The sequence below is a fragment of the Streptomyces sp. NPDC017991 genome, from assembly GCF_044328075.1.
Lineage (GTDB): Bacteria > Actinomycetota > Actinomycetes > Streptomycetales > Streptomycetaceae > Streptomyces.
Genome location: NZ_JBIRGP010000005.1, coordinates 253637 through 275302, shown reverse-complemented (window position 1 = coordinate 275302; position 21666 = coordinate 253637). Strand labels below are relative to the sequence as shown.

Annotated in this window: 20 protein-coding genes and 1 riboswitch; of the genes, 14 read left to right on the top strand and 6 right to left on the bottom strand. The window is 70.4% G+C overall.

Translation table 11 applies throughout. The annotated features are described in order from the left end of the window. Nucleotides 1-2: 2 nt before the first annotated feature. The gene (locus ACH4DZ_RS17530; protein WP_385839063.1) at nucleotides 3-404 is read right to left on the bottom strand and encodes a hypothetical protein; all 402 of its coding nucleotides are present in this window, start codon (nucleotides 402-404) and stop codon (nucleotides 3-5) included. Between the two features lie 188 nt (nucleotides 405-592). On the opposite strand from ACH4DZ_RS17530, the gene ACH4DZ_RS17525 reads away from it, so the two are divergent. From ACH4DZ_RS17525 to ACH4DZ_RS17500, 6 genes are all read left to right on the top strand, one after another. Beyond that, a complete protein-coding gene (locus ACH4DZ_RS17525; protein ID WP_107017430.1) occupies nucleotides 593-1213 on the top strand; it encodes a heme-copper oxidase subunit III in 621 nt (206 codons plus the stop codon). A gap of 65 nt (nucleotides 1214-1278) precedes the next feature. Further along, the gene (locus ACH4DZ_RS17520; RefSeq protein WP_107017431.1) at nucleotides 1279-2088 is read left to right on the top strand and encodes a c-type cytochrome; all 810 of its coding nucleotides are present in this window, start codon (nucleotides 1279-1281) and stop codon (nucleotides 2086-2088) included. Then, entirely contained in the window at nucleotides 2085-3152 is a 1068-nt protein-coding gene (locus ACH4DZ_RS17515) for a Rieske 2Fe-2S domain-containing protein (RefSeq protein ID WP_398288003.1), read from the top strand. The genes ACH4DZ_RS17520 and ACH4DZ_RS17515 overlap by 4 nt, the downstream gene beginning before the upstream one ends. Continuing rightward, the gene (locus ACH4DZ_RS17510) at nucleotides 3149-4807 is read left to right on the top strand and encodes a cytochrome bc complex cytochrome b subunit (RefSeq protein WP_398288002.1); all 1659 of its coding nucleotides are present in this window, start codon (nucleotides 3149-3151) and stop codon (nucleotides 4805-4807) included. The genes ACH4DZ_RS17515 and ACH4DZ_RS17510 overlap by 4 nt, the downstream gene beginning before the upstream one ends. A gap of 116 nt (nucleotides 4808-4923) precedes the next feature. Next, nucleotides 4924-5988, top strand: coding sequence for an anthranilate phosphoribosyltransferase (gene trpD / locus ACH4DZ_RS17505; RefSeq protein WP_398288001.1), 1065 nt, complete (start codon nucleotides 4924-4926; stop codon nucleotides 5986-5988). 194 nt (nucleotides 5989-6182) lie between these two features. Continuing rightward, nucleotides 6183-6299: riboswitch (SAM riboswitch) on the top strand. Nucleotides 6300-6476: 177 nt separating this feature from the next. After that, nucleotides 6477-7856, top strand: coding sequence for an aminotransferase class V-fold PLP-dependent enzyme (locus ACH4DZ_RS17500; RefSeq protein ID WP_398288000.1), 1380 nt, complete (start codon nucleotides 6477-6479; stop codon nucleotides 7854-7856). A 212-nt stretch (nucleotides 7857-8068) separates the two neighbouring features. On the opposite strand, the gene ACH4DZ_RS17495 is transcribed toward ACH4DZ_RS17500, so the two are convergent. Further along, nucleotides 8069-8350, bottom strand: a complete 282-nt coding sequence (locus tag ACH4DZ_RS17495) for an Lrp/AsnC family transcriptional regulator (protein WP_107017436.1) — start codon at nucleotides 8348-8350, stop codon at nucleotides 8069-8071. Next, nucleotides 8347-9096, bottom strand: coding sequence for a rhomboid family intramembrane serine protease (locus tag ACH4DZ_RS17490; RefSeq protein ID WP_398287999.1), 750 nt, complete (start codon nucleotides 9094-9096; stop codon nucleotides 8347-8349). Before ACH4DZ_RS17490 ends, ACH4DZ_RS17495 begins: the two co-directional genes overlap by 4 nt. A gap of 157 nt (nucleotides 9097-9253) precedes the next feature. Between ACH4DZ_RS17490 and ACH4DZ_RS17485 the strand changes: the two genes are divergently transcribed. From ACH4DZ_RS17485 to ACH4DZ_RS17460, 6 genes are all read left to right on the top strand, one after another. After that, complete coding sequence (locus tag ACH4DZ_RS17485; protein ID WP_189778954.1) at nucleotides 9254-9493, top strand: hypothetical protein; 240 nt, start codon at nucleotides 9254-9256, stop codon at nucleotides 9491-9493. Between the two features lie 35 nt (nucleotides 9494-9528). Then, on the top strand, nucleotides 9529-10878 hold the full coding sequence (locus ACH4DZ_RS17480; RefSeq protein WP_398287997.1) for an NYN domain-containing protein: 1350 nt from the start codon (nucleotides 9529-9531) through the stop codon (nucleotides 10876-10878). 352 nt (nucleotides 10879-11230) lie between these two features. Further along, a complete protein-coding gene (locus ACH4DZ_RS17475) occupies nucleotides 11231-12262 on the top strand; it encodes a C40 family peptidase (RefSeq protein WP_398287996.1) in 1032 nt (343 codons plus the stop codon). Nucleotides 12263-12487: 225 nt separating this feature from the next. Beyond that, nucleotides 12488-13498 (top strand): NlpC/P60 family protein, encoded by a 1011-nt coding sequence (locus ACH4DZ_RS17470; protein ID WP_398287995.1) that lies wholly within the window; start codon nucleotides 12488-12490, stop codon nucleotides 13496-13498. Nucleotides 13499-13541: 43 nt separating this feature from the next. Next, complete coding sequence (locus tag ACH4DZ_RS17465; protein WP_398287994.1) at nucleotides 13542-14822, top strand: hypothetical protein; 1281 nt, start codon at nucleotides 13542-13544, stop codon at nucleotides 14820-14822. A gap of 76 nt (nucleotides 14823-14898) precedes the next feature. Then, nucleotides 14899-15171 (top strand): DUF3253 domain-containing protein, encoded by a 273-nt coding sequence (locus ACH4DZ_RS17460; protein WP_398287993.1) that lies wholly within the window; start codon nucleotides 14899-14901, stop codon nucleotides 15169-15171. 56 nt (nucleotides 15172-15227) lie between these two features. On the opposite strand, the gene ACH4DZ_RS17455 is transcribed toward ACH4DZ_RS17460, so the two are convergent. Beyond that, a complete protein-coding gene (locus ACH4DZ_RS17455; protein ID WP_398287992.1) occupies nucleotides 15228-16178 on the bottom strand; it encodes a LysR family transcriptional regulator in 951 nt (316 codons plus the stop codon). Nucleotides 16179-16313: 135 nt separating this feature from the next. Between ACH4DZ_RS17455 and ACH4DZ_RS17450 the strand changes: the two genes are divergently transcribed. After that, nucleotides 16314-16955: an NAD(P)-dependent oxidoreductase gene (locus ACH4DZ_RS17450; RefSeq protein WP_398287991.1), complete on the top strand. Its 642-nt coding sequence runs from the start codon at nucleotides 16314-16316 to the stop codon at nucleotides 16953-16955. A 76-nt stretch (nucleotides 16956-17031) separates the two neighbouring features. On the opposite strand, the gene ACH4DZ_RS17445 is transcribed toward ACH4DZ_RS17450, so the two are convergent. Continuing rightward, nucleotides 17032-18279 (bottom strand): glycosyltransferase 87 family protein, encoded by a 1248-nt coding sequence (locus ACH4DZ_RS17445; protein ID WP_398287990.1) that lies wholly within the window; start codon nucleotides 18277-18279, stop codon nucleotides 17032-17034. A gap of 158 nt (nucleotides 18280-18437) precedes the next feature. On the opposite strand from ACH4DZ_RS17445, the gene ACH4DZ_RS17440 reads away from it, so the two are divergent. Beyond that, nucleotides 18438-19580: a glycosyltransferase family 4 protein gene (locus tag ACH4DZ_RS17440; RefSeq protein WP_398288309.1), complete on the top strand. Its 1143-nt coding sequence runs from the start codon at nucleotides 18438-18440 to the stop codon at nucleotides 19578-19580. A gap of 211 nt (nucleotides 19581-19791) precedes the next feature. Here the strand turns inward: ACH4DZ_RS17440 and ACH4DZ_RS17435 are convergent, their stop codons facing one another. Next, nucleotides 19792-21588, bottom strand: coding sequence for an AMP-dependent synthetase/ligase (locus ACH4DZ_RS17435; RefSeq protein WP_398287989.1), 1797 nt, complete (start codon nucleotides 21586-21588; stop codon nucleotides 19792-19794). Nucleotides 21589-21666 lie beyond the last annotated feature (78 nt).

Here is a 21666-nt window from a genome sequence, read left to right as displayed (position 1 = left end):
GCTCAGGCGCTCAGGGCAGCCCTGCTGCGGAGCAGCCCGGCCAACGCGGCGGCGAACTCCACAGGCTCGACCGGCAAGGTCACCGCGGCCTCGGCCCGACTCCACGTGGCGAGCCACGCGTCCTGCGGCCGCCCGATCAGCAACAGCACCGGAGGGCAGTTGAAGATCTCGTCCTTGATCTGCCGGCAGATCCCCATCCCGCCCGCGGGAACGGCCTCCCCGTCCAGCACGCACACATCGATCCCGCCGCGGTCCAGCTCCTTGATCACCGCCGCGGGGGTGGCGCACTCGATGAACTCCACCTGGGGGACGTCGGTCGCGGGCCTGCGCCCCGTCGCGAGCCGCACCTGTTCGCGGGTGTTGGAGTCGTCGCTGTAGACCAGCACCGTTGCGGTCGGCTGCATTCTTCCTCCGGGACGTCAGCGTCGTAGAGACAGAGACGGACAGGGTCCGATGCGCGGATGCTACTCCCTCGATCACGTCGTCAACACCGGTTCGGACAGGGCTTCGATGGGCCATATGGGCTGGACACACCCCACAGACACCCCGAACGGCACCCCCCGAGGTGAGGGCGGGATAAGCGACCGACATAATGTCGGTCGTGGCGACAGCAACGACAGTAGATACCGGGCACGCGCACCCGTCGGTCAATCGGCCGAACCTCACCAGCGTCGGAACCATCATCTGGCTGAGTTCCGAGCTGATGTTCTTCGCGGCCCTCTTCGCGATGTACTTCACCCTCCGATCGGTGACCGGTCCCGACCACTGGAAGGAAATGGCGTCCGCCCTGAACTTCCCGTTCTCGGCGACCAACACCACGATCCTGGTGCTCTCCTCTCTCACCTGCCAGCTCGGCGTGTTCGCGGCCGAGCGCGGGGACGTGAAGAAGCTCCGGATGTGGTTCATCGTCACCTTCGTGATGGGTGCGATCTTCATCGGCGGCCAGGTGTACGAATACACCGAGCTGGTCAAGCACGAGGGCCTGTCGCTCTCGTCGGACCCGTACGGCTCGGTGTTCTACCTGACCACCGGCTTCCACGGCCTGCACGTGACGGGTGGTCTCATCGCCTTCCTGCTGGTCCTCGGGCGCACCTACGCGGCCCGCAGGTTCACGCACGAGCAGGCGACCGCCGCCATCGTCGTGTCCTACTACTGGCACTTCGTCGATGTCGTCTGGATCGGCCTTTTCGCCACGATCTACATGATCAAGTAGCCGGGCCAGTTCCCGCGTACATTCCAGAAGCATCGACGCTGAAGATCCTGACACCGGGGTAATCCGTGAAAAAGCTCTCCGCACGACGACGCCATCCGCTGGCGGCGGTCGTCGTCCTACTCCTCGCGCTGGCGGCCACCGGGGGGCTGTACACCGCGTTCGCGCCCGCGGACAAGGCACAGGCCGATACATCCGCCCAGTCCCTCGCCATCGACGAGGGCAAGAAGCTCTACGCCGTCGGCTGCGCCAGCTGCCACGGCACCGGCGGTGAGGGCTCGACCGACGGTCCCAGCCTGGTCGGCGTGGGCGCCGCGGCCGTCGACTTCCAGGTCGGCACCGGCCGCATGCCCGCCCAGCAGCCGGGCGCGCAGGTTCCGAAGAAGAAGGTCATCTACTCGCAGGCGGAGATCGACCAGCTCGCGGCGTTCGTCGCCTCGCTGGGCGCCGGTCCGAACGTGCCGACCGAGGAGCAGTACAACCCCGAGGGCGCGGACATCGCCGAGGGCGGGGAGCTGTTCCGTACCAACTGCGCGCAGTGCCACAACTTCACCGGCAAGGGCGGCGCGTTGACGAACGGAAAGTTCGCCCCGACGCTGGAGGATGTCGACCCGAAGCACCTCTACGAGGCCATGCAGACCGGCCCGCAGAACATGCCGTCCTTCCCCGACACCACGCTGACGGAGAAGAACAAGAAGGACATCATCGCGTACCTCGACGCGGTCAACAGCGACGACTCGGAGAGCCCCGGCGGTCTGGAGCTGGGCGGCCTCGGGCCGGTCAGTGAAGGCCTCTTCGGCTGGATCTTCGGTCTCGGCGGTCTGATCGCCGTAGCCGTGTGGGTCGCCGCCCGGACCGCAAAGGCCAAGAAGTCATGAGTAGCCAAGACATTCCAGAAGAGAACCTGCCCGCCGAGCGGGCCGACGGTGAGCACGCGCACGGCGACGTGGGTGTGCCGGACGAGAAGCATCCGTTCGCGGATCCCGGTCTGCCGCCGCACGAGCACCGCATCCAGGACATCGACGAGCGGGCCGCCAAGCGGTCCGAGCGCACGGTCGCCCTGCTGTTCACGCTCTCGATGCTGGCCACGGTCGGATTCATCGCGTCCTTCGTGACGATCCCGGCCGACCGGATCGTCTACATCTTCCCGCTCGGACACATCAGCGGTCTGAACTTCGCCCTGGGCATGACGCTCGGCCTGGCGCTGTTCTGCATCGGCGCGGGCGCGGTCCACTGGGCCCGCACCCTGATGTCCGACGAGGAGATGGCCGACGAGCGCCACGCCATCGCGGCGGAGCCCGAGGTCAAGGCCAAGGTACTGGCCGACTTCAAGCAGGGCGCCAAGGAATCCGCGCTCGGCCGCCGCAAGCTCATCCGCAACACGATGTTCGGCGCGCTGACCCTGTTCCCGCTGTCCGGCATCGTCCTGCTGCGCGACCTCGGTCCGCTGCCGGAGGACAAGCTGCGGCACACGCTGTGGTCCAAGGGCAAGCTGCTCGTCAACATGAACACCGACGAGCCGCTGCGTCCCTCCGACGTCGCCGTGGGCTCGCTCACCTTCGCCAAGCCCGAGGGCCTGGAGGAGCACGACCACGACTTCCAGACCGAGATCGCCAAGGCCGCCCTGATGATCGTCCGGCTCCAGCCGGAGAACATCAAGGACAAGCAGGAACTTGAGTGGTCCCACGAGGGCATCGTGGCGTACTCGAAGATCTGCACCCACGTCGGTTGCCCGATCTCCCTGTACGAGCAGCAGACGCACCACGTCCTCTGCCCGTGCCACCAGTCCACCTTCGACCTCTCCGACGGTGCCCGAGTGATCTTCGGCCCGGCCGGTCACGCCCTTCCGCAGCTGCGTATCGGTGTGAACGACGAGGGCTATCTTGAGGCGCACGGCGACTTCGAAGAGCCCGTCGGTCCTGCCTTCTGGGAGCGCGGATGAGCACTACGACCACCCCGAACCCCTCGGGCGCAGGCGCGCCGGGACGTTCGCGAGAGAAGGCACCGGCCGGCGAGAGGGTCGCCGACTGGGCCGACGGCCGACTGGGGATCTACTCCCTGGCCAAGGCCAACATGCGCAAGATCTTCCCGGACCACTGGTCCTTCATGCTGGGCGAGATCTGCCTCTACAGCTTCCTGATCATCATCCTCACGGGTGTGTATCTGACGCTGTTCTTCCACCCCTCGATGAACGAGATCGAGTACCACGGAAGCTACGTCCCGCTCCAGGGACAGCTGATGTCGGAGGCGTTCGCCTCCACGGTGAACATCAGCTTCGACGTCCGCGGCGGTCTGCTCATCCGGCAGATCCACCACTGGGCGGCGATCGTCTTCCTGGCCGGCATGTTCGTGCACATGATGCGCGTCTTCTTCACCGGCGCGTTCCGCAAGCCGCGTGAGATCAACTGGCTGTTCGGCTTCCTGCTGTTCGTCCTGGGCATGTTCACCGGGTTCACCGGCTACTCGCTCCCCGACGACCTGCTCTCCGGCACCGGTGTCCGCTTCACCCAGGGCGCCATCCTGTCGATGCCGATCGTGGGCACGTACATCTCGATGTTCCTGTTCGGCGGGGAGTTCCCGGGCGGCGACTTCGTCGCGCGGTTCTACTCGATCCACATCCTGCTGCTGCCCGGCATCATGCTGGGGCTCGTGGTCGGCCACCTGATCCTGGTCTTCTACCACAAGCACACCCAGTTCGCGGGCCCCGGAAAGACCAACAAGAACGTCGTCGGCATGCCGCTGCTGCCGGTCTACATGGCCAAGGCCGGAGGCTTCTTCTTCCTGGTCTTCGGGTTCATCGCCATGCTGGCCGCGGTCGCGTCCATCAACCCGATCTGGGTGCTGGGGCCGTACCGGCCGGACCAGGTGTCCACGGGCGCCCAGCCCGACTGGTACATGGGCTTCGCCGAGGGTCTGATCCGCGCGATGCCGGGCTGGGAGATCAACTTCTGGGGTCACACCCTGGTTCTCGGTGTGCTCATCCCGCTGGTGGTCTTCGGTATCTTCCTGGCGCTCATCGCGCTCTACCCGTTCATCGAGTCCTGGGTCACCGGGGACAAGCGCGAGCACCACATCCTGGACCGCCCGCGCAACGCCCCGACCCGTACGGCCTTCGGTGTCGCCTGGGTCACCGCGTACATGATCATGCTGATCGGCGGTGGCAACGACATCGTCGCGACCCACTTCCATCTGTCGATCAACACGGTCACCTGGTTCGTCCGGATCGGGTTCTTCCTCGGACCGGTGCTCGCGTTCGTCGCCACCAAGCGGATCTGCCTCGGGCTCCAGCGCCGGGACAAGGACAAGGTGCTGCACGGCCGCGAGTCGGGCATCATCAAGCGTCTGCCGCACGGTGAGTTCGTCGAGGTGCACGAGCCGCTCAGCCAGGAGGCCATGCACACCCTCACGGCGCACGAGCAGTACCAGCCGGCCGAGATCGGCCCGACGGTCGACGAGAACGGTGTCGAGCGCAAGGTGAAGGGCCCGCAGAAGCTCCGCGCCAAGCTCAGCACCGCCTACTTCGGTGAGGACGGCCAGATCCCCAAGCCGACCGCCGAGGAGTACAAGGAGATCACGAGCGGCCACGGCCACCACTGATCACCACCTGTTCGCCACGGCAGGAGCCCCGTCCATTGCATGGACGGGGCTCTTTGCCGTGCCGGGGCCTGGATAGGGTGGACCCACATCCACGAACACGGACCCAGGAGCGGCAGATGAGTGCTGTGACCCCCGCTGGAGGCGACTTCGCGGCGGGCCGTTCCTGGCCCGCCCTCCTGAACGGCCTGCTGGACGGGCGCGACCTGAGCGCCGACGACACGGCCTGGGCGATGGACCTGATCATGCGGGGCGAGGCGACCGACGCGCAGATCGCCGGGTTCGCGGTGGCCCTGCGGGCCAAGGGCGAGACCGTCGAGGAGATCTCCGGCATGGTGCGCACGATGTACGCGCACGCCAACGTGATCGAGGTGCCGGGCGACACCGTCGACATCGTCGGCACCGGCGGGGACGGGGCGAAGACCGTCAACATCTCGACGATGTCGGCCGTCGTCATCGCCGGTACGGGTGCCAAGGTCGTCAAGCACGGCAACCGCGCCGCGTCCTCCGCGTCCGGCGCCTCGGACGTCCTCGAAAAGCTCGGCGTCAACCTGGAGCTGACCCCGCGACGGGTGGCCGAGGTGGCCGAGGAGGCCGGGATCACCTTCTGCTTCGCGGTGAAGTTCCATCCGGCGCTGCGGCACGTGGCGGCGGCGCGCGGGCAGCTGGGGATCCGGACGACCTTCAACTTCCTCGGCCCGCTCACCAACCCGGCCCGGGTGAAGGCCCAGGCGGTCGGGGTCGCGCACGCGCCCATGGCGCCCATCGTGGCCGGGGTCCTCGCCGAGCGCGGCAACTCCTCGCTGGTCTTCCGCGGCGACGACGGTCTCGACGAGCTGACCACCACGGCCACGTCCCGGGTGTGGGTCGTCCGGGACGGCAAGGTGCGCGAGGAGGCCTTCGACCCGCGGGACGTGGGGATCGAGCTGGTGCCGGTGGAGGCGCTGCGGGGGGCTGACGCGTCGTACAACGCGGATGTCGCGCGACGGCTGCTGGGGGGTGAGCGGGGGCCCGTGCGGGACGCCGTGCTGCTCAACTCGGCGGCGGCGCTGGTGGCGCTCTCGCCGGGGCCTGGATCGCTCGCCGAGCAGATCCGCGGCGGGATGGCTCGTGCCGCGGAGGCCATCGATTCCGGGGCGGCGCTCCGGACGCTGGAGCGGTGGGTGACGGCGACCCAGGCGTAGTCGGTCGTCAGCGGCCCCGGTGGGGGCGGGCCTCAACGATTGCGCAGTCCCCCGCGCCCCTAGGTACCCAGGGGCGCGGGGAACTGCGCAGCGGGGGGCGGGGGCGGAGCCCCCAGGCGGTGACCGGTGCCCCCGCCGTTCCGCGATGCGGACAGCGGGTTGCGTCGGCGTGATCGTGTGGCAAGATGCTGGCAGGTCATGAGTGACAGTCAACAGGCCCCGGCCGACTGTCCGGCAACCCTCCGTCCGTGGCGGGGTGCCCCGGGTGAAGACCAGGTCGTAGGCAGTGAGGTCTACGGCAAGCGCGGACCCCTCACCGCTCGCTGGAGCGGACACACCAGGGGTCCTGGTCGTTCGAGGGAGCCTTTCATGAGCAAGCGAATGCGATAGGGCGCCGAGCCCCACTTCCGCGTACCCCTTTCACCTTTCCTGTGCCGGGCCATGCCCGCCCGCACAGTGATTTCGCCTGCCTCTCACAGGAGCTCGCCATGTCTGTCTCCACCGCTGCCGCCGACCGGTCCGCCCACTGTGACACCGACGCCTCGGGGTCCCTGCCCGTGCTGGGCCGAGACGTCACCGTTCCGCTCGTGACCGGCGGCGAGGTCACCTACGCCGCGCTCGACTACGCCGCCAGCGCCCCCGCCCTCCAGCGGGTCTGGGACGACGTGGCCGCGTACGCCCCGTACTACGGCAGCGTGCACCGCGGGGCCGGATATCTGTCCCAGCTCTCCACCGACCTCTTCGAGAACGCCCGCAGGACCGTGGGCGAGTTCCTCGACTGCCGCGCCGACGACGAGGTCGTCTTCACCCGGTCCACCACCGACTCGCTGAACCTCCTCGCCGCCGCCCTGCCCGCCGACTGCCAGGTCTTCGTCTTCGAGACCGAACACCACGCCTCGCTGCTGCCGTGGCAGGACGCCCGCGTCACCTACCTCAACGCCCCGCGCACCCCGGGCGAGGCCGTCGCGACGCTGGAGCGGGCCCTCGCCGACCGCGACCCGTACGGTCCGGCCCTCGTGTGCGTCACGGGCGCCTCGAACGTCACCGGCGAACTGTGGCCCGTACGGGAACTGGCCGCCGCCGCCCACGCCCACGGCGCCCGGATCGTGCTCGACGCGGCCCAGCTCGCGCCCCACCACCCCGTCTCCGTACAGGAGTTGGACGTGGACTGGGTCGCGTTCTCCGGCCACAAGCTGTACGCGCCGTTCGGCTCGGGTGTGCTCGCGGGACGCTTCGACTGGCTGCGCGAGGCCGACCCGTACCTCGCCGGTGGCGGTGCCTCGCGGAAGGTGTCACGGCGTACGGACGGCGGGGTGGACGTGGAGTGGCACGAGAGCGCCGCACGGCACGAGGCCGGGTCGCCCAACGTCATCGGCGCCTACTCCATCGCCTCCGCCTGCAAGGCCCTCACCGAGGCCGGCTTCGACACGCTCGTCGCCCGTGAGCAGCAGCTCGTCGCCACCGTCCGGCAGGGTCTCGCCGAGGTGCCCGAGGTCCGGGTGCTCTCGCTCTTCGGCGACGACGCCCCGCGCGTCGGCGTCATCTCGTTCGTCGTCGACGGCTGGAACAGCTCGCACTTCGCCGCCGCGCTCTCCGCCGAGTACGGCATCGGCGTCCGCGACGGCCTCTTCTGCGCCCACCCGCTGGTCCGTACGCTCCTCGGCAGCGACCCGCAGTCCCAGGGCGAGTGCGGCGCCCCCGAGGCCGCCCCCGGCGAGAAGTCCCTGAACGCCATCCGCGTCAGCTTCGGCGTCGGCACCCCCGACGAGCACGTGGAGCGTTTCGTGGGAGCGGTCAAGGAACTCGTGGCGAACGGCGCCAGCTGGAACTACCGCACGGAGAACGGCCGCTGCGTCCCGGCGGCCTGAAGGGCTCCGACACGCAACCCGACCCCCGTACCGCGCGCCCCGGAGGGCCTAGGGCGTTTCTTTTGGATCAGGTCGGATCAGGCCGCGGTGTCCGGTGCGGTGCATCGCAAGGCGGAGCATGATCCGCGTACTGGGCGTACTCGGGTCGTGCGACAACGCCGCGAGGTGCTGTGCCGGGCGCCGCGGACCCGGGCTGATCCAAAAGAAACGCCCTAGTTGTCGCCCCCGATGGCGAACGCGGCCTCCAGGTCGTGCTGCGAGTACGTCCGGAACGCCACATGCGTGTCCGTCCCCTCGACCCCCGGAATCTTGCTGATCATGCCGGGAATGACATCCGCCAGATCGTCATGGGCCTTCACCCGGACCATGGCGATCAAGTCGTACGTCCCGGTCACGGAGAACACCTCGCTGACGCTGTCCAGCGCTGCGATCGACTCGGCGATCTCGGGAATCCGGTCCACGCTGGTCTTGATGAGCACGATCGCGGTGATCACGGCTGGTTTTCTCCCTCGGTGGCCGTCGCTGGGGATTTCACTCTAGCCGGACGCCCGTACCGCACCCACGCGTAGAGGAACCCGGCGGAGAAGCCCAGCAGGTGCGCCAGATAGGCGACCCCCGGGCCCTGCGACGCGCGCCCCGCGGCCAGCCACTGCAGGGACACCCAGAACGGCAGCACCACCCACGCGGGAAACCGCAGCGGAAGGAAGAAGAGGAACGGGAAGAGACTGGTCACCCGTGCTTTGGGGAACAGGTACAGAAACGCGCCGAGGACCGCGGAGATCGCCCCCGACGCGCCGACGAGGGTCTGCGCCGAGTCGGCGTGGACGCCCGCGTAGCCCAGCAGGGCGAGGTAGCCGCAGCCCACGTAGAAGAGGGCGAACTCGACGTGGCCCATCCTCTCCTCGGCCATCGCCCCGAAGACGTAGAGGAAGAGCATGTTCCCCAGCAGATGCAGCCAGCTGCCGTGCACGAACAGCGCGGTGGCCGGGGTGCCGAGGGCCCGCAGCGTCCCCCGGAACAGTTCGACGGGCACCACGCCCCACCGTTCGAAATAGGCCCGCTGCGCGGAAAGAAGCTCGTCACCGGTGCCGTACGAGGGACTGAGCCCCGAGGCCGGACCGATCACGAAGAGCGCGCAGCACAGGGCCATCAGTCCGTACGTCACCGGAGCGGGGTGGCTCCGGAAGGCCCTGACCGCTCTGACCGTCCTGTTGCCGGGTGCACCCCAGTTGCCGAGCATGCACAGAGCATGACGTAACAGGACCGAACCGCACAGAGCGCCTCGCCGCTCCCGGTGGACGGGCGTCGAGTACCCGCCAGGCCGTAGGGTTACGAGCCACACGCTCCGGGGAATCCGGTGCGTCACGAAGACTTACGGAAAGAGAGCGACTGCCACGATGACGGTTCCCCTCCCGACGGCCGAGACCCGGTGGCGCTGCACGCTCTGCGGCAACCTCACGCGATTCGATGTGACCCGTTCGTCGAAGGTCGTCGAGTACGTACATCTGGACCTGGCAGGGGAACCCAAGGTCGAGGAGCGCGACGTGGTCAGTGAGACCATCGACTCCGTGCGCTGCCGGTGGTGCAACGCGGTGGATCAGGTGGAACTGGTGGACAGGCCGGGCGCCCGCTCCTGACAGGAGCCGGCCCCGCACGGACGATGGGGTGAAGGATGGTGGAGACCACAGGCGGTGAGCCGGACGACGGCGACGCCGAGGTGCTCGACCGTCCGCTGCCCGACGGGGTGCGCCGCAGGGTCGTACAGATCGTGTCGGACGGGTTCGGCGGGCTGACCGTGGCCGAACTGCCCACACAGCTGAGGCAGTACGCCCGGTTCACCCCCAATCGTCGCGCCAAGTTCGCGGGGACGGCGATGGCGGCGGCCATGGAGACCGATCCGCTGTTCAGACAGCGCATCGCCGAGAAGCTCAGAGACGCGCAGCCCGAGCTGTCCGGCGCTCTCGACTCGGGCTCGCCGCCCCCGGCCGCCGACCCGCTGGACGTGGCGGCCGCGGCCTATGTGCTGCGCCCCACGGGCTGGGTCAAGCTGGTGACCGCCGCCGGCGAGGAGGCCCTGCGGGCGGACGCCGAGCGTGCCGACGAGGAGAGCCGGGTCGAGCTGGAGCGGCTGCGCGAGGAGCTGGCCGAGGCCCGTGGGCAGACCCGGGCCGAGACGGAGCGGCTGCGCGCCGAACTCGACGCGGCGAAGAAGGAAGCGGAATCGCTTCACCGCAAGCTGCGCGGGGCTTTCAGCGACGTCAAACGGGGTGAGGCGGCCCTGCGCAAGCTGCGCGGCGAGATGGAGGCCGTGCGGAGCGAGGGTCAGGCCCAGGTGTCCGCCGCCGAGAGCGAGAGCCGGCGGCTGAAGCAGCGGCTCGGTGAGGTCGAGGGCTCCCTGGAGGCCACCCGCCGCGCGGCGCGCGAGGGGCGCAGCGTCGAGGACATGCGCGTGCGGCTGCTCCTGGACACCGTGCTCGAAGCCACGCAGGGGCTGCGGCGCGAACTCGCCCTGCCGCCGGTGTCGGTGCGGCCGGCGGAGACCGTGGACGCGGTCGAACCGGGGCGGATGACACCGAAGGACATCGCGGCCCGGGCACTGTCCGACAGCGACCCCGCCGTCCTCGACCAGCTGCTCGCACTGCCGCAGGCGCATCTGGTCGTCGACGGGTACAACGTCACCAAGACCGGCTATCCGCAGATGCCGCTGGAGAAGCAGCGGCTGCGGCTGCTCGGTCAGCTCTCGCAGCTCGCCGCGCAGACCGGCGCCGAGGTCACCTGTGTCTTCGACGGGGCCGAGCTGGCCGCCCCGGTGCTGCTCGCGCCGCCGCGCGGGGTGCGGGTGCTGTTCTCCAAGCCGGGCGTCACCGCGGACGAGTTGATCCGCCAGCTGGTGCGCGCCGAACCGCCGGGACGGCCCGTCATCGTCGTCTCCACGGACCGCGAGGTGGCCGACGGCGTGGCGAGCGCGGGCGCCCGGCCGGTGGCCTCCGTGGTGCTGCTCAAGCGCCTTTCGAGGGGTTGAGACCCGCCCTTCATGGGCACCCTCGCGGCTTCGGTGATCCGATTCGTCGTTCTGTCCCGTACGCACCAAAGATCTCGTACGCACCAAGAGCAACGCATGGTCGTCTTGCCCGACTTGGCGAAACCTTCACGCAACGTAGCGTCAAGAGAGCGTTACTGCACGTGAGTTGATTGCAAAGAATGCGATCGGTGACCGAGATTTTTCCGAGGAGGATTTGAACTGATCACAGGTGGTCACTAGGGTCAGGCGTCGAACCTCTACTCGGGTGATCACTCATTGGGAGTGACGGTGGAGGGGCACCGCCAACCGGCGTCTTCGGTGGGCGGCTGAGGTAATGAAGGAGCTCGCCTCCGTGGCGTCCCACCGTCGACCGAAGCAGCCGAGCCGCACCCGTGTGACCGTGCTCACCACCGCCGCCGCTGCCGCCGTTGCTCTCAGCTCGCAGGCCGCCAACGCCGCTCCCAGCGAGAAGCCCGGCAAGGACGAGGTCAAGGCCAAGGTCGACGCGCTCTACGAAGAGTCGGCGCTGGCCACGGACAGGGCCAACGGCGCCGAGGAGAAGCAGGAGAAGCTGGAGAAGGAGATCGACACCCTCCAGGACCAGGTCGCCCGCGGCCAGGACGATCTCAACTCCATGCGTGACGGCCTCGGTCTGATGGCCAGCTCCCAGTACCGCACGGGCGCCGTCGACCCCTCCGTCCAGCTGTTCCTCTCCTCGGACCCGGACGACTACCTCGACAAGGCGTCCGCCATCGACCAGTTGAGCGCTCAGCAGGTCGAGGCGCTGAAGAAGGTCCAGGACAAGCAGCGGGTCCTCGCCCAGCAGCGTCAGGAAGCGGCCGGCAAGCTCAAGGAGCTCTCCGACACCCGCAAGACCCTGGGCCAGAAGAAGAAGGAAGTCCAGGAGAAGCTCGCCAAGGCGCGCCAGCTCCTCAACACCCTCACGGCCGCGGAGCAGGCGGCCATCAAGACCGCCGACACGCGCGCCAGCCGCGACGCCGGGGACCGCGTCGAGCTTGGCAACGAGGCGCCCGCCTCCGACCGCGGTGCCGCCGCCCTCGCCGCCGCGAAGACCCAGATGGGCAAGCCGTACGTGTCCGGTGGCAGCGGCCCCAACTCGTACGACTGCTCCGGTCTGACGCAGTGGGCGTACAACCAGGCCGGCCAGTCCATAACCCGGACCACCTACACGCAGCAGAACGACGGCACGAAGATCGGCATGAGCGCGCTCAAGCCCGGCGACCTCGTCTTCTTCAACAACCTCGCGCACGTCGGCCTGTACGCCGGCAACGGCGTGGTCCTGCACGCGCCGAAGCCCGGCGCCGTCGTCCGGCTTGAGTCGATGAGCACCATCGGCTCCTTCCAGTTCGGTGTCCGCGTCTGATCCGAGCGCCTCGGGTTTTCCCGGAGGCCGGTCGCCACGCCGCCCGAACGGGCGAATTCCGGTGACTCCCGCTGACCCCACGCCCCGCCCATGACCTGCGTCTGAGGCGGGGCGTCGCGTTGTGTACCCGTATGGGTCTTTGGCCACCGCGTAGTCGCACGACTACTGTCTGGCGCGTTTCCCCCAACTCAGGGGGTCCGTCAGCGGAAGGGAGTGCGGCTTCCTGTGGGGTCCCATCGCCGCCTTGCACCGTCCGGCTTCGACCGGGGCGCCCGAGGCGCCACCCTGTGCGTACTGACCGTCGCGGCCGCGGCCCTCGGCGCCCTGCCGGCCGGCGCCGCGCCGCCGGACGACAACCGCGCGGAGGTGGACCGCCTGTACGAGGAGGCGGAGCACGCCACCGAGTCGTACAACAAGGCCGACGAGCGCGCCGACCTCCTGCGCGACGAGGTGGACAGGGCGCGGGACCGGATCGCCCGACAGCAGGACCGCATCAACACCATGCGGGACGCGCTCGGTTCGCTCGCCGGGGCCCAGTACCGCTCCGGCGGCCTCGACCCCTCACTGGCGCTGATGTTCTCCGACGACCCCGACGAGTACCTGGACAAGGCCGCCGCGCTCGACCGGATCAGCGCCCGCCAGGCCGGGGAGCTCAGGAAACTCCAGACAGCCATGCGCGACCTCGCCCAGGAGCGTGCGGAGACGACCGGCAAGCTCGCCGAACTCGACAGGAGCCGCGAGGCCGTCGCCCGGCACAAACGCACCGTCGAGCGGAAGCTGTCCAAGGCGCGGCAGCTGCTCAACTCGATGCCGGACGCCGACCGCGCCGCCTACGACCGGACCTCCCGCTCCGGCCGGACCCCCGACCTCACCGGCGCCGTCCCGTCCTCGGGGCGCGCCGCCGCCGCCGTCGCCGCGGCCCGCTCCGCCGTCGGCCGCCCGTACATCTGGGGGGCCAACGGGCCCGCCGGCTTCGACTGTTCGGGCCTCACCCAGTGGTCGTACGCGCAGGCCGGTGTCGGTCTGCCGCGCACCTCGCAGGCCCAGGCGCACGCCGGGCGGCAGGTGCCGCTCTCGCAGGCGCAGCCCGGTGACATCGTCACCTACCGGGACGACGCCAGCCATGTCGGGATGTACGTGGGCAACGGCCAGGTGGTCCACGCGCCCTACCCGGGTGCCCCGGTGCGCTACGACCCGGTGGGCATGATGCCCGTCTCGGCCGTTACGCGCCCCTGACGCGCCCCTCACTCCACGGCACGCGCGCCGTACGATCAGGATCGTGGCTGGTCGTGGACGTGCGCCGAAGAGGATCGTGGGGCTGTTGCTGGCAGGCCTGACGGGTCTGGCGGGTCTGACGGGTCTTGTCGGCTGCGGCGGGTCCGCCGGGAGCGACGCCGCGTCCGCCGAGGTCCGGCAGGTACTGGACCGGCGGGCGGCGGCCGTGCGCGACGGCAGTGAGAAGGCCTTCGTGGCGACGGCGCCGCCCGGCTCCGTCGCCGCCGCCGAACGGGCCGAGGCGCGCACCGGGTTCAGGAACCTGCGGGCGGTGCCGCTGAGCGACTACGCGTACCGCGTGACCGGCTTCCACCGCTCCGGCGACCGCGCCACGGCCGACGCGGAGCTGCGCTACCGCATCGACGGCTACGACAGGGCGCCCGTCGTCACCGCCCGCACGCTGAGCCTGACCCGTGCCGAGGGGCGCTGGTACGTGAGTGCCGACCGGCCCGCGGGCGACGCGAGCCGTCAACTGTGGGAGCAGGGGCCCGTGGTGGCCGTACGCGGCGCGCACAGCCTCGTCCTGGGGGTCGGGCAGTCCCGCGGCACGCTGCGCGGTTACGCGGGCCTTGCCGACCGCGCGGTGCCCGCGGTGCGGCAGGCGTGGAGCGAGGAGTGGCCGGGGCGGGTCGTCGTCCTGGTACCGGAGTCGCTGGAGGGCATGGCGCAGCTGCTGGGGGCGCCCGCGTCCGGGTACCGGGGGATCGCGGCGGTCACCACGGGCGAGGTGAGCGAAGCGGAAGGGGGGTCCCCCCGGCCGGAGGCAGGGGGAGGTTCCGCGAAGGCGCCCGCCGACCGGATCATCGTGAACCCGGACGCGTACGGAGTGCTGGGTTCCTTCGGCCGGCAGGTCGTGCTCACGCACGAGACGACCCATGTCGCGACCCGCGCCTCGACCTCGGCGGCGACCCCGCTGTGGCTGTCCGAGGGGTACGCGGACTGGGTCGGCTATCTGGGCACCGGCCGCACGGTGGCACAGGTCGCGCCCGAGCTGACCCGCGCGGTGCTGGACGGACGCGTGCCGGACGCGCTGCCCGAGGACGGGGACTTCGGGTTCGACGGGGACGCGGGGAAGCTGGCGCGGGCGTACGAGAGCGGGTGGCTGGCCTGCCGGATGATCGCCGAGCGGTGGGGCGAGGTGCGGCTGGGAGAGTTCTACCGGGCCGTGGGGGCGCACGGAAAGCGGGCGGGCGCGGTGGAGGCGGGGATGCGGGAGGTCCTGGACACGTCGCCGGAGGATTTCACGCGGCTGTGGCGGGAGTATCTGCGGGACCGGCTCGGGTGACGGCGCAGGGGCCGTCACCCGGGTGTTCCGCCCGGCCGCGATGGCCGGGCGGAGCGGCCGGTGCGACCCTGGCGGAGTGACGGACAGCGAACGGCGGGCCGACCGGCACCTGGAGCGGGCCATCCTGGAGTTGCTGGAGAGTCGCGCCCCGACCGCGACGATCTGCCCCTCCGACGCCGCGCGGGCGGTGTACACGGGCGACGACGACGGCTGGCGCTCGCTCATGGAACCCGCCCGCCGCGCGGCCCGGCGGCTGGTGGAGGCCGGTGAGGTGGAGATCACCCAGGGCGGCCGGGTCGTGGAGCCGGCGAAGGCCCGCGGCCCGATCAGGATCCGCCGCGTCCGCTGAGGTGCCGTGCCGTCGTGGGGCCGTGGCGCGGCCGGTTCAGGGGCTGGGAGCGGCGGTCACTCGTCGAAGGTCACGTCGTCGGTGGTGGCGCACGCGTGGCGCAGGGCGGTACGGGCGTGCCGGCGCAGCCAGGTGTGGGCGGGGTCGTTGTCGTAGCGCTGGTGCCAGGCCAGGCGCACGGGGACCTCGGGCATGGGCAGCGGCAGCGGTCGGACGCACAGGCCCAGGCCGTCCAGGAGAGGGCGGCTGATCAGACGGGGTACCGCGGCGACCAGGTCGTGATGGCGGATGAACTGCAGGGCCGTCGCGGCGGTGGGAGCGGCGGCCACGACCTGGCGGCTCAGGCCCCGGGCCTCCAGCATGTCGTCGATGGGGTCGCGCAGCCGTCCCCGGCGGGAGACGGTGATGTGCTCGGCGGTCATGTAGTCCTCCAGGCCGAGCGGCCGGTCTGCGCCGTTGCCGTTGCCGCCGTCGCACAGCGGGTGGGAGGGGCGCAGGGCCAGCACCAGCCGGTCGTGGCCCACGACCTCGTGACGGATCTCGGGCGAGGAGGGCCCGCCGGCGCCGGCTTCGAGGTCGATGTCCCCCCGGCGCGGGTCATGGGTGTCGGTGCTGGCCTCCGCCAGGAAACGCAGCCGCACTCCGGGTGCCTCGGCGCGCAGGGAGCGGAGCAGGTGCGGGCCGGCCGCCGCGGCCAGGGCGTCGTGCCACTTCAGGATGAAGGTCCGCTCCAGTGCCGCCAGGTCGACCTCCGTGTCGGGGGACAGGACCGTCCGGGCCTGCTGGACCAGCTCGTGCACGGTCGCGCGCAGGGCGAGGGCGCGAGGCGTGGGCGTCATGGTGCGGCCGGTGCGCACCAGGATCTCGTCACCGGTGGCCCGGCGGATACGGCTCAGGGTGCGGCTCATCGCGGGAGCGGAGACGTGCAGGCGGGCGGCGGCGTCCGTCACGCTGCCCTCTTCCAGCAGGGCGTCGAGCGCGGTCAGGAGATTCAAGTCCAGTTGCATGTGAGTAAATCCAGTCGTAACTAGATTGCATTTGAAGTTAATGATGCCTGGTTCTAACGTCGAAGGCGAGCGGGGGAGTCGATCCCGGCCTCTCTGTCCTTCGTTCTCGTGCTGTTGTCGTGACTGGAGATTCTCGTGAAGATCGCTGTACTCGGTTCCACCGGACAGACCGGCCGACTGATCGTGGCCCGCGCCCTGGAGCGCGGGCACGAGGTCGTGGCCCTGGCCCGCCGGCCGGAACAGGTGCGGATACCGGATCAGGTCCGGGTGCCCGCCTCGCCGAATCTGCGGGTGGTCCGGGCGGACGTGACCGAACCCGGCAGCGTCGCCGCCGCCGTCGAGGGCGCCGACGTCGTGGTGAGCGGCCTGGGCGTCACCAAGAAGCAGGACCCCGCGGTTCTCTCCGACGGCGCCCGCCAGATCGCGTCGGCCGCGCCCCGCGTCATCTGGCTCACCTCGCTGGGCATGGGGGCCACCCAGGGAGCGCTCGGCGCGTTCAACGGCGCTCTCCTCAAGCGCGTCCTGCGCCATGAGTGGGACGCGAAGGACGCCGCCGACCGTGCCGTCCGGAACGCGGGCGGGACCACCGTCCACGCCGGGCCGCTGACGGACGGGCCCTACCGGGGCAACGGACACCTCGTACGCGCCGAGGAGTTCGCACCGCGCATGATCCCGCCGAGGGCGCCGCGAGCGGGGATCGCCGCTCTCATGATCGCGGAGGCGGAGACACCGCGGTTCGCCGACGCGGCAGGCATCGCGCTGTTCGAGAACCGCTGAGCGGCGCACCTCTGCCCGTGCGGGTGTCGCGGCCCTGCTGTGCTCCTGCTGCCGCGCCCGTCGCGGGTCCGTGGCGTCAGGAGGTCAGTGATTCCTCGTCGGCGGGCGTCGCCCGGCTGGGCGCCGGGGCCGGGTCCGGGTAGGACACGGTGTCGCGCCACAGGAGCACACCCGCGGTGACGGTCGCGGCGACCAGCAGGCCGTTGCGGATCACGAGCAGTTCGATGCCGAGGTCGGTGCTGGCGACGACGTCCGCGAAGAAGACCGGGAACTCCAGGACGGTGAAGAGGCACGCCAGCAGCACCAGCACCGCCGGCCATCCCATCCGGCTGCCGCGGAAGACCAGGCACACGGCGGCCAGACCGACCAGCCACACCAGGTACTGCGGGCTTATGACCCGGCTCGTCGTGGTGAACAGCAGTACCGCCATGAAAGCGGCGTCGGCGGCCGTGTGCACCAGGAAGCGGGTCGCGCACAGCCGCCACAGGAGCAGCCAGCCGAAGGAGAGCCCGGTCAGCATCAGCGCCACCGTGCTCACCACGTCGACGTAGGGGCCGAGGAATTCCACCGAGCCGTAGTTGAGCAGGACCTGGCCCTCCCAGCCGTGGTGGCGGGCGATGTGGAAGACCAGCGAGCCGAGGGACTCGACCTCGGTCCCGCGGTCGCGCTGGAAGGTCAGGAACGCGAACGCTCCCGGCATCGACACGACGAACACCAGCGCGACGGCCGCCGCCGCGGCGGCGGCCGCGGCCCAGGCCTTGCGTCCGGTCGTGCCCACGAGCAGCAGCAGCGGCCACACCTTCAGCATCGCGCCGAGCGCGGCGAGGACGCCCATCACCTTCGGGTGCCGGACGCCCGCGAGGAGCGCGGCCACGGCGACGGCGGTCACCATGACGTCGTAGCGCGCGTACACGGTCGGCCCGAGCAGGGGTACGCCGATCACCCACACCCAGACGCCGCGCACCGAGACCGGCACCGAACCGCCGGGGCGCAGGGCCGCGTACAGGAGCAGGCCGAAGGCGATCAGGTCGGCGGCGAAGGCGAGGACGAAGAACGCCTGCGTGTAGGCGAGGAACGGCAGGAGCGCGGGGGAGAGGATCGCGAGCGCGGCGGCCGGCGGGTACTGCCAGGTGACGTCTTCGAGCGGGAAGGTGCCGGTACGCAGGATCTCGTACCAGTTCTGGTAGGTCACCGAGACGTCGCTCGTGACGTCCGGGCCGGGGAAGACGAACACCTTGAAGACGAAGAGCAGGAGCAGCAGTCTGGTCAGGGCCCAGGTCGCCGGCAGTATGTACGGGAACCTCGGCCCCTTGGCTCCCGCCATGCCCACCTGCCCTTTTCTGTACGGGTCCGCCGTGCCGCTCCGCTGCCGCCGCACTGTGCGGTCATGATCTCCCGCGCGGCTGTGCGAGAGCCGTGAAGCGCGGCCGGGCCGGGCTGTGAGGTACGGGTTCGGTACTGTCGACGGCGATGCGCGAGACCATGCACAAGACCCTGATCGTGACCAACGACTTTCCGCCGAGACCGGGCGGTATCCAGGCCTTCCTGCACAACATGGCGTTGCGCCTGGACCCCGAACGGCTCGTCGTCTACGCCTCCACGTGGAAGCGGGGCCGGGAAGGTGCCGAGGCCACAGCCGCCTTCGACGCCGAACAGCCCTTCGTCATCGTACGCGACCGAACAACCATGCTGCTGCCCACTCCGGGGGTCTCCCGGCGGGCCGTCGGGCTGCTGCGGGAGCACGGCTGCACCTCGGTGTGGTTCGGCGCGGCGGCACCGCTCGGGCTGCTCGCGCCCGCGCTGCGGAAGGCGGGCGCGGAGCGTCTTGTGGCCACCACGCACGGGCATGAGGCGGGGTGGGCGCAGTTGCCTGCGGCGCGTCAACTCCTGGGCAGGATCGGGGAGTCGACGGACACGATCACGTACCTCGGTGAGTACACCCGGTCCCGGATCGCCGCCGCGCTGACGCCCGAGGCGGCCGGTCGGATGGTGCAGCTTCCTCCCGGCGTCGACGAGAAGACGTTCCACCCCGGGTCGGGCGGGGACGCCGTCCGGGCGCGCCTCGGACTCACCGACCGGCCGGTCGTGGTGTGCGTCTCGCGTCTCGTGCCGCGCAAGGGGCAGGACACGTTGATCCTCGCGATGCCGCGGATCCTGGCGAGCGAGCCGGAGGCCGTGCTGCTGATCGTGGGCGGCGGTCCGTACGAGAAGGATCTGCGCCGGCTCGCGTACGAGACCGGTGTCGTCGACTCCGTCCGCTTCACCGGGGCGGTGCCCTGGTCCGAACTCCCGGCCCACTACGGGGCGGGCGACGTCTTCGCCATGCCGTGCCGCACGCGGCGCGGGGGGCTGGATGTGGAGGGGCTCGGCATCGTCTACCTGGAGGCTTCCGCGACGGGCCTTCCCGTGGTCGCGGGCGACTCCGGAGGTGCGCCGGACGCGGTGCTCGACGGGGAGACGGGGTGGGTGGTCCGAGGCGGCTCGGCCGAGGACGCCGCCGACCGGATCGTCACGCTGCTCGCCGATCCGGAGCTGCGGCGGCGGATGGGGGAGCGGGGGCGGGAATGGGTCGAGGAGAGGTGGCGCTGGGACCTGCTGGCGGAGGGGTTGCGGGGGTTGCTCTGACGCCGACGGGGGTGGGGGGCGCTGCTTTCGGGCGCCTGCGGCCGGGTGGGGGCGCGCCGTAAAGACTGCGCAGTTCCCCGCGCCCCTGGAAGCGGGTCTCGCGCTTGCTTCTTCGTCTGCGGCCGGTGGGAACTGCGCGGGCAACCCCCACCGGCCCGCACACGCCGTCCCTCGACCCGTGGCACCCCGGAGGGCACGGGCAACAGGCGCCTCAGCCCTGATAGATCGCCTCGATCTCGGTGGCGTAATCCTTCGCCACCACGTTCCGCTTCAGCTTCAGCGACGGCGTCAGATGGCCCGAATCCTCCGTGAACTGGTGCGACAGCACACGAAACTTCCGCACGGACTCCGCCTTCGACACCGCCGCGTTGCCGTCGTCCACCGCGCTCTGGACCGCCGCGAGCAGATCCGGGTCGAGGACGAGGGACGCCGCTGTCGAGCCGGCTGGCTTCCCGTGTTCGTCGGCCCACCGCCCCAGGAACTCCTCGTCGATGGTGACCAGCGCGCCCACGAACGGCCGCCCGTCGCCGACGACCATGCACTCCGCGACCAGCGCGTGCGCCCGGATCCGGTCCTCGATCACGGCCGGGGCGACGTTCTTGCCGCCCGCGGTGACGATGATCTCCTTCTTGCGGCCGGTGATCCGGAGGTACCCGTCCTCGTCGAGCGTGCCGATGTCACCGGTGTGGAACCAGCCGTCGGCCAGCGCCTCCTCGGTCGCGGCCTCGTTGTTCCAGTACCCCTTGAACAGGTGCTCGCCGTGCAGCAGCACCTCACCGTCGTCGGCGATGCGGACCACCGAGCCCGGCAGCGGCTGCCCGACCGTGCCGATCTTCTGCCGGTCCCACGGGTTGAACGCGGTGGCCGCACAGGACTCGGTCAGGCCGTACCCCTCCAGGACCGTGAAGCCGATACCGCGGAAGAAGTGGCCCAGGCGCTCGCCCAGCGGGGCGCCGCCCGAGATCGCGTACTCGCCCTTGCCGCCGAGCACGGCCCGCAGCTTGCTGTAGACGAGTTTGTCGAACGTCCTGTGTTTGATCTTCAGGCCGATGGACGGGCCCGCCGGGGTGTCCAGCGCGCGGCTGTACGCGATCGCCGTGTCCGCCGCCTTGTCGAAGATCCTGCCCTTGCCGTCCGCCTGCGCCTTGGCCCGCGCGGAGTTGTAGACCTTCTCGAAGACGCGCGGCACACCGAGGATCAGCGTCGGCCGGAACGAGGCCAGTTCGTCGGTGAGGTTCTTGATGTCCGGGACCATGCCGAGCTTGATCGGCGCCATCATCGGCGCGACCTGCACGAGCCGTCCGAAGACGTGCGCGAGCGGCAGGAAGAGGAGCACCGAGCACTCACCGGTGCGGAACAGGGGCCGCAGCCGCTCCACGATGTTGCCGCACTCCGCGAAGAAGCTGCGGTGCGTCAGCACACAGCCCTTGGGGCGTCCGGTCGTGCCGCTGGTGTAGACGATCGTCGCCGGGTCGTCGGCCTTGGCGAGCGAGCCGCGCTCCTCGACCGCGGCGTCCGAGACGTCCTTGCCCGCGCGGTCGAGCTCGTCGACCCCGCCGCCCTCGATCTGCCAGACGTGCTTGAGGTGCGGCAGCCGGTCGCGCACCGACTCGACGGCGGCGGCGTGCGCGTCCAGCTCCACGACGATCGCGATCGCTCCGGAGTCGCCGAGGATCCACTGCACCTGCTCCGGGGAGCTGGTCTCGTACACCGGTACGGTGACGGCGCCCGCGCTCCAGATGGCGAAGTCGAGCAGCGTCCACTCGTACCGCGTGCGGGACATCAGGGCGACGCGGTCGCCGGGCTGGACACCCGAGGCGATCAGACCCTTCGCGGCGGCCTGCACCTCGGCGAGGAAGGCGGTGGCCGTGACATCCGTCCAGGTACCGCCGACCTTGCGGGCGATGACCGCGACGTCGGGATGCTGCGCGGCGTTTCTGCGGACGATGTCGGTCAGATTGCCGTCCGCAGGGACCTCGTACAAAGCCGGAAGGCTGAACTCGCGCAAGACTGCTGCTCCTCATAGGGCGCCGACGCCACGACTTCGTGTGATGCGACGGAGCGGTCCAAGGCTCGGGCAGGTGCT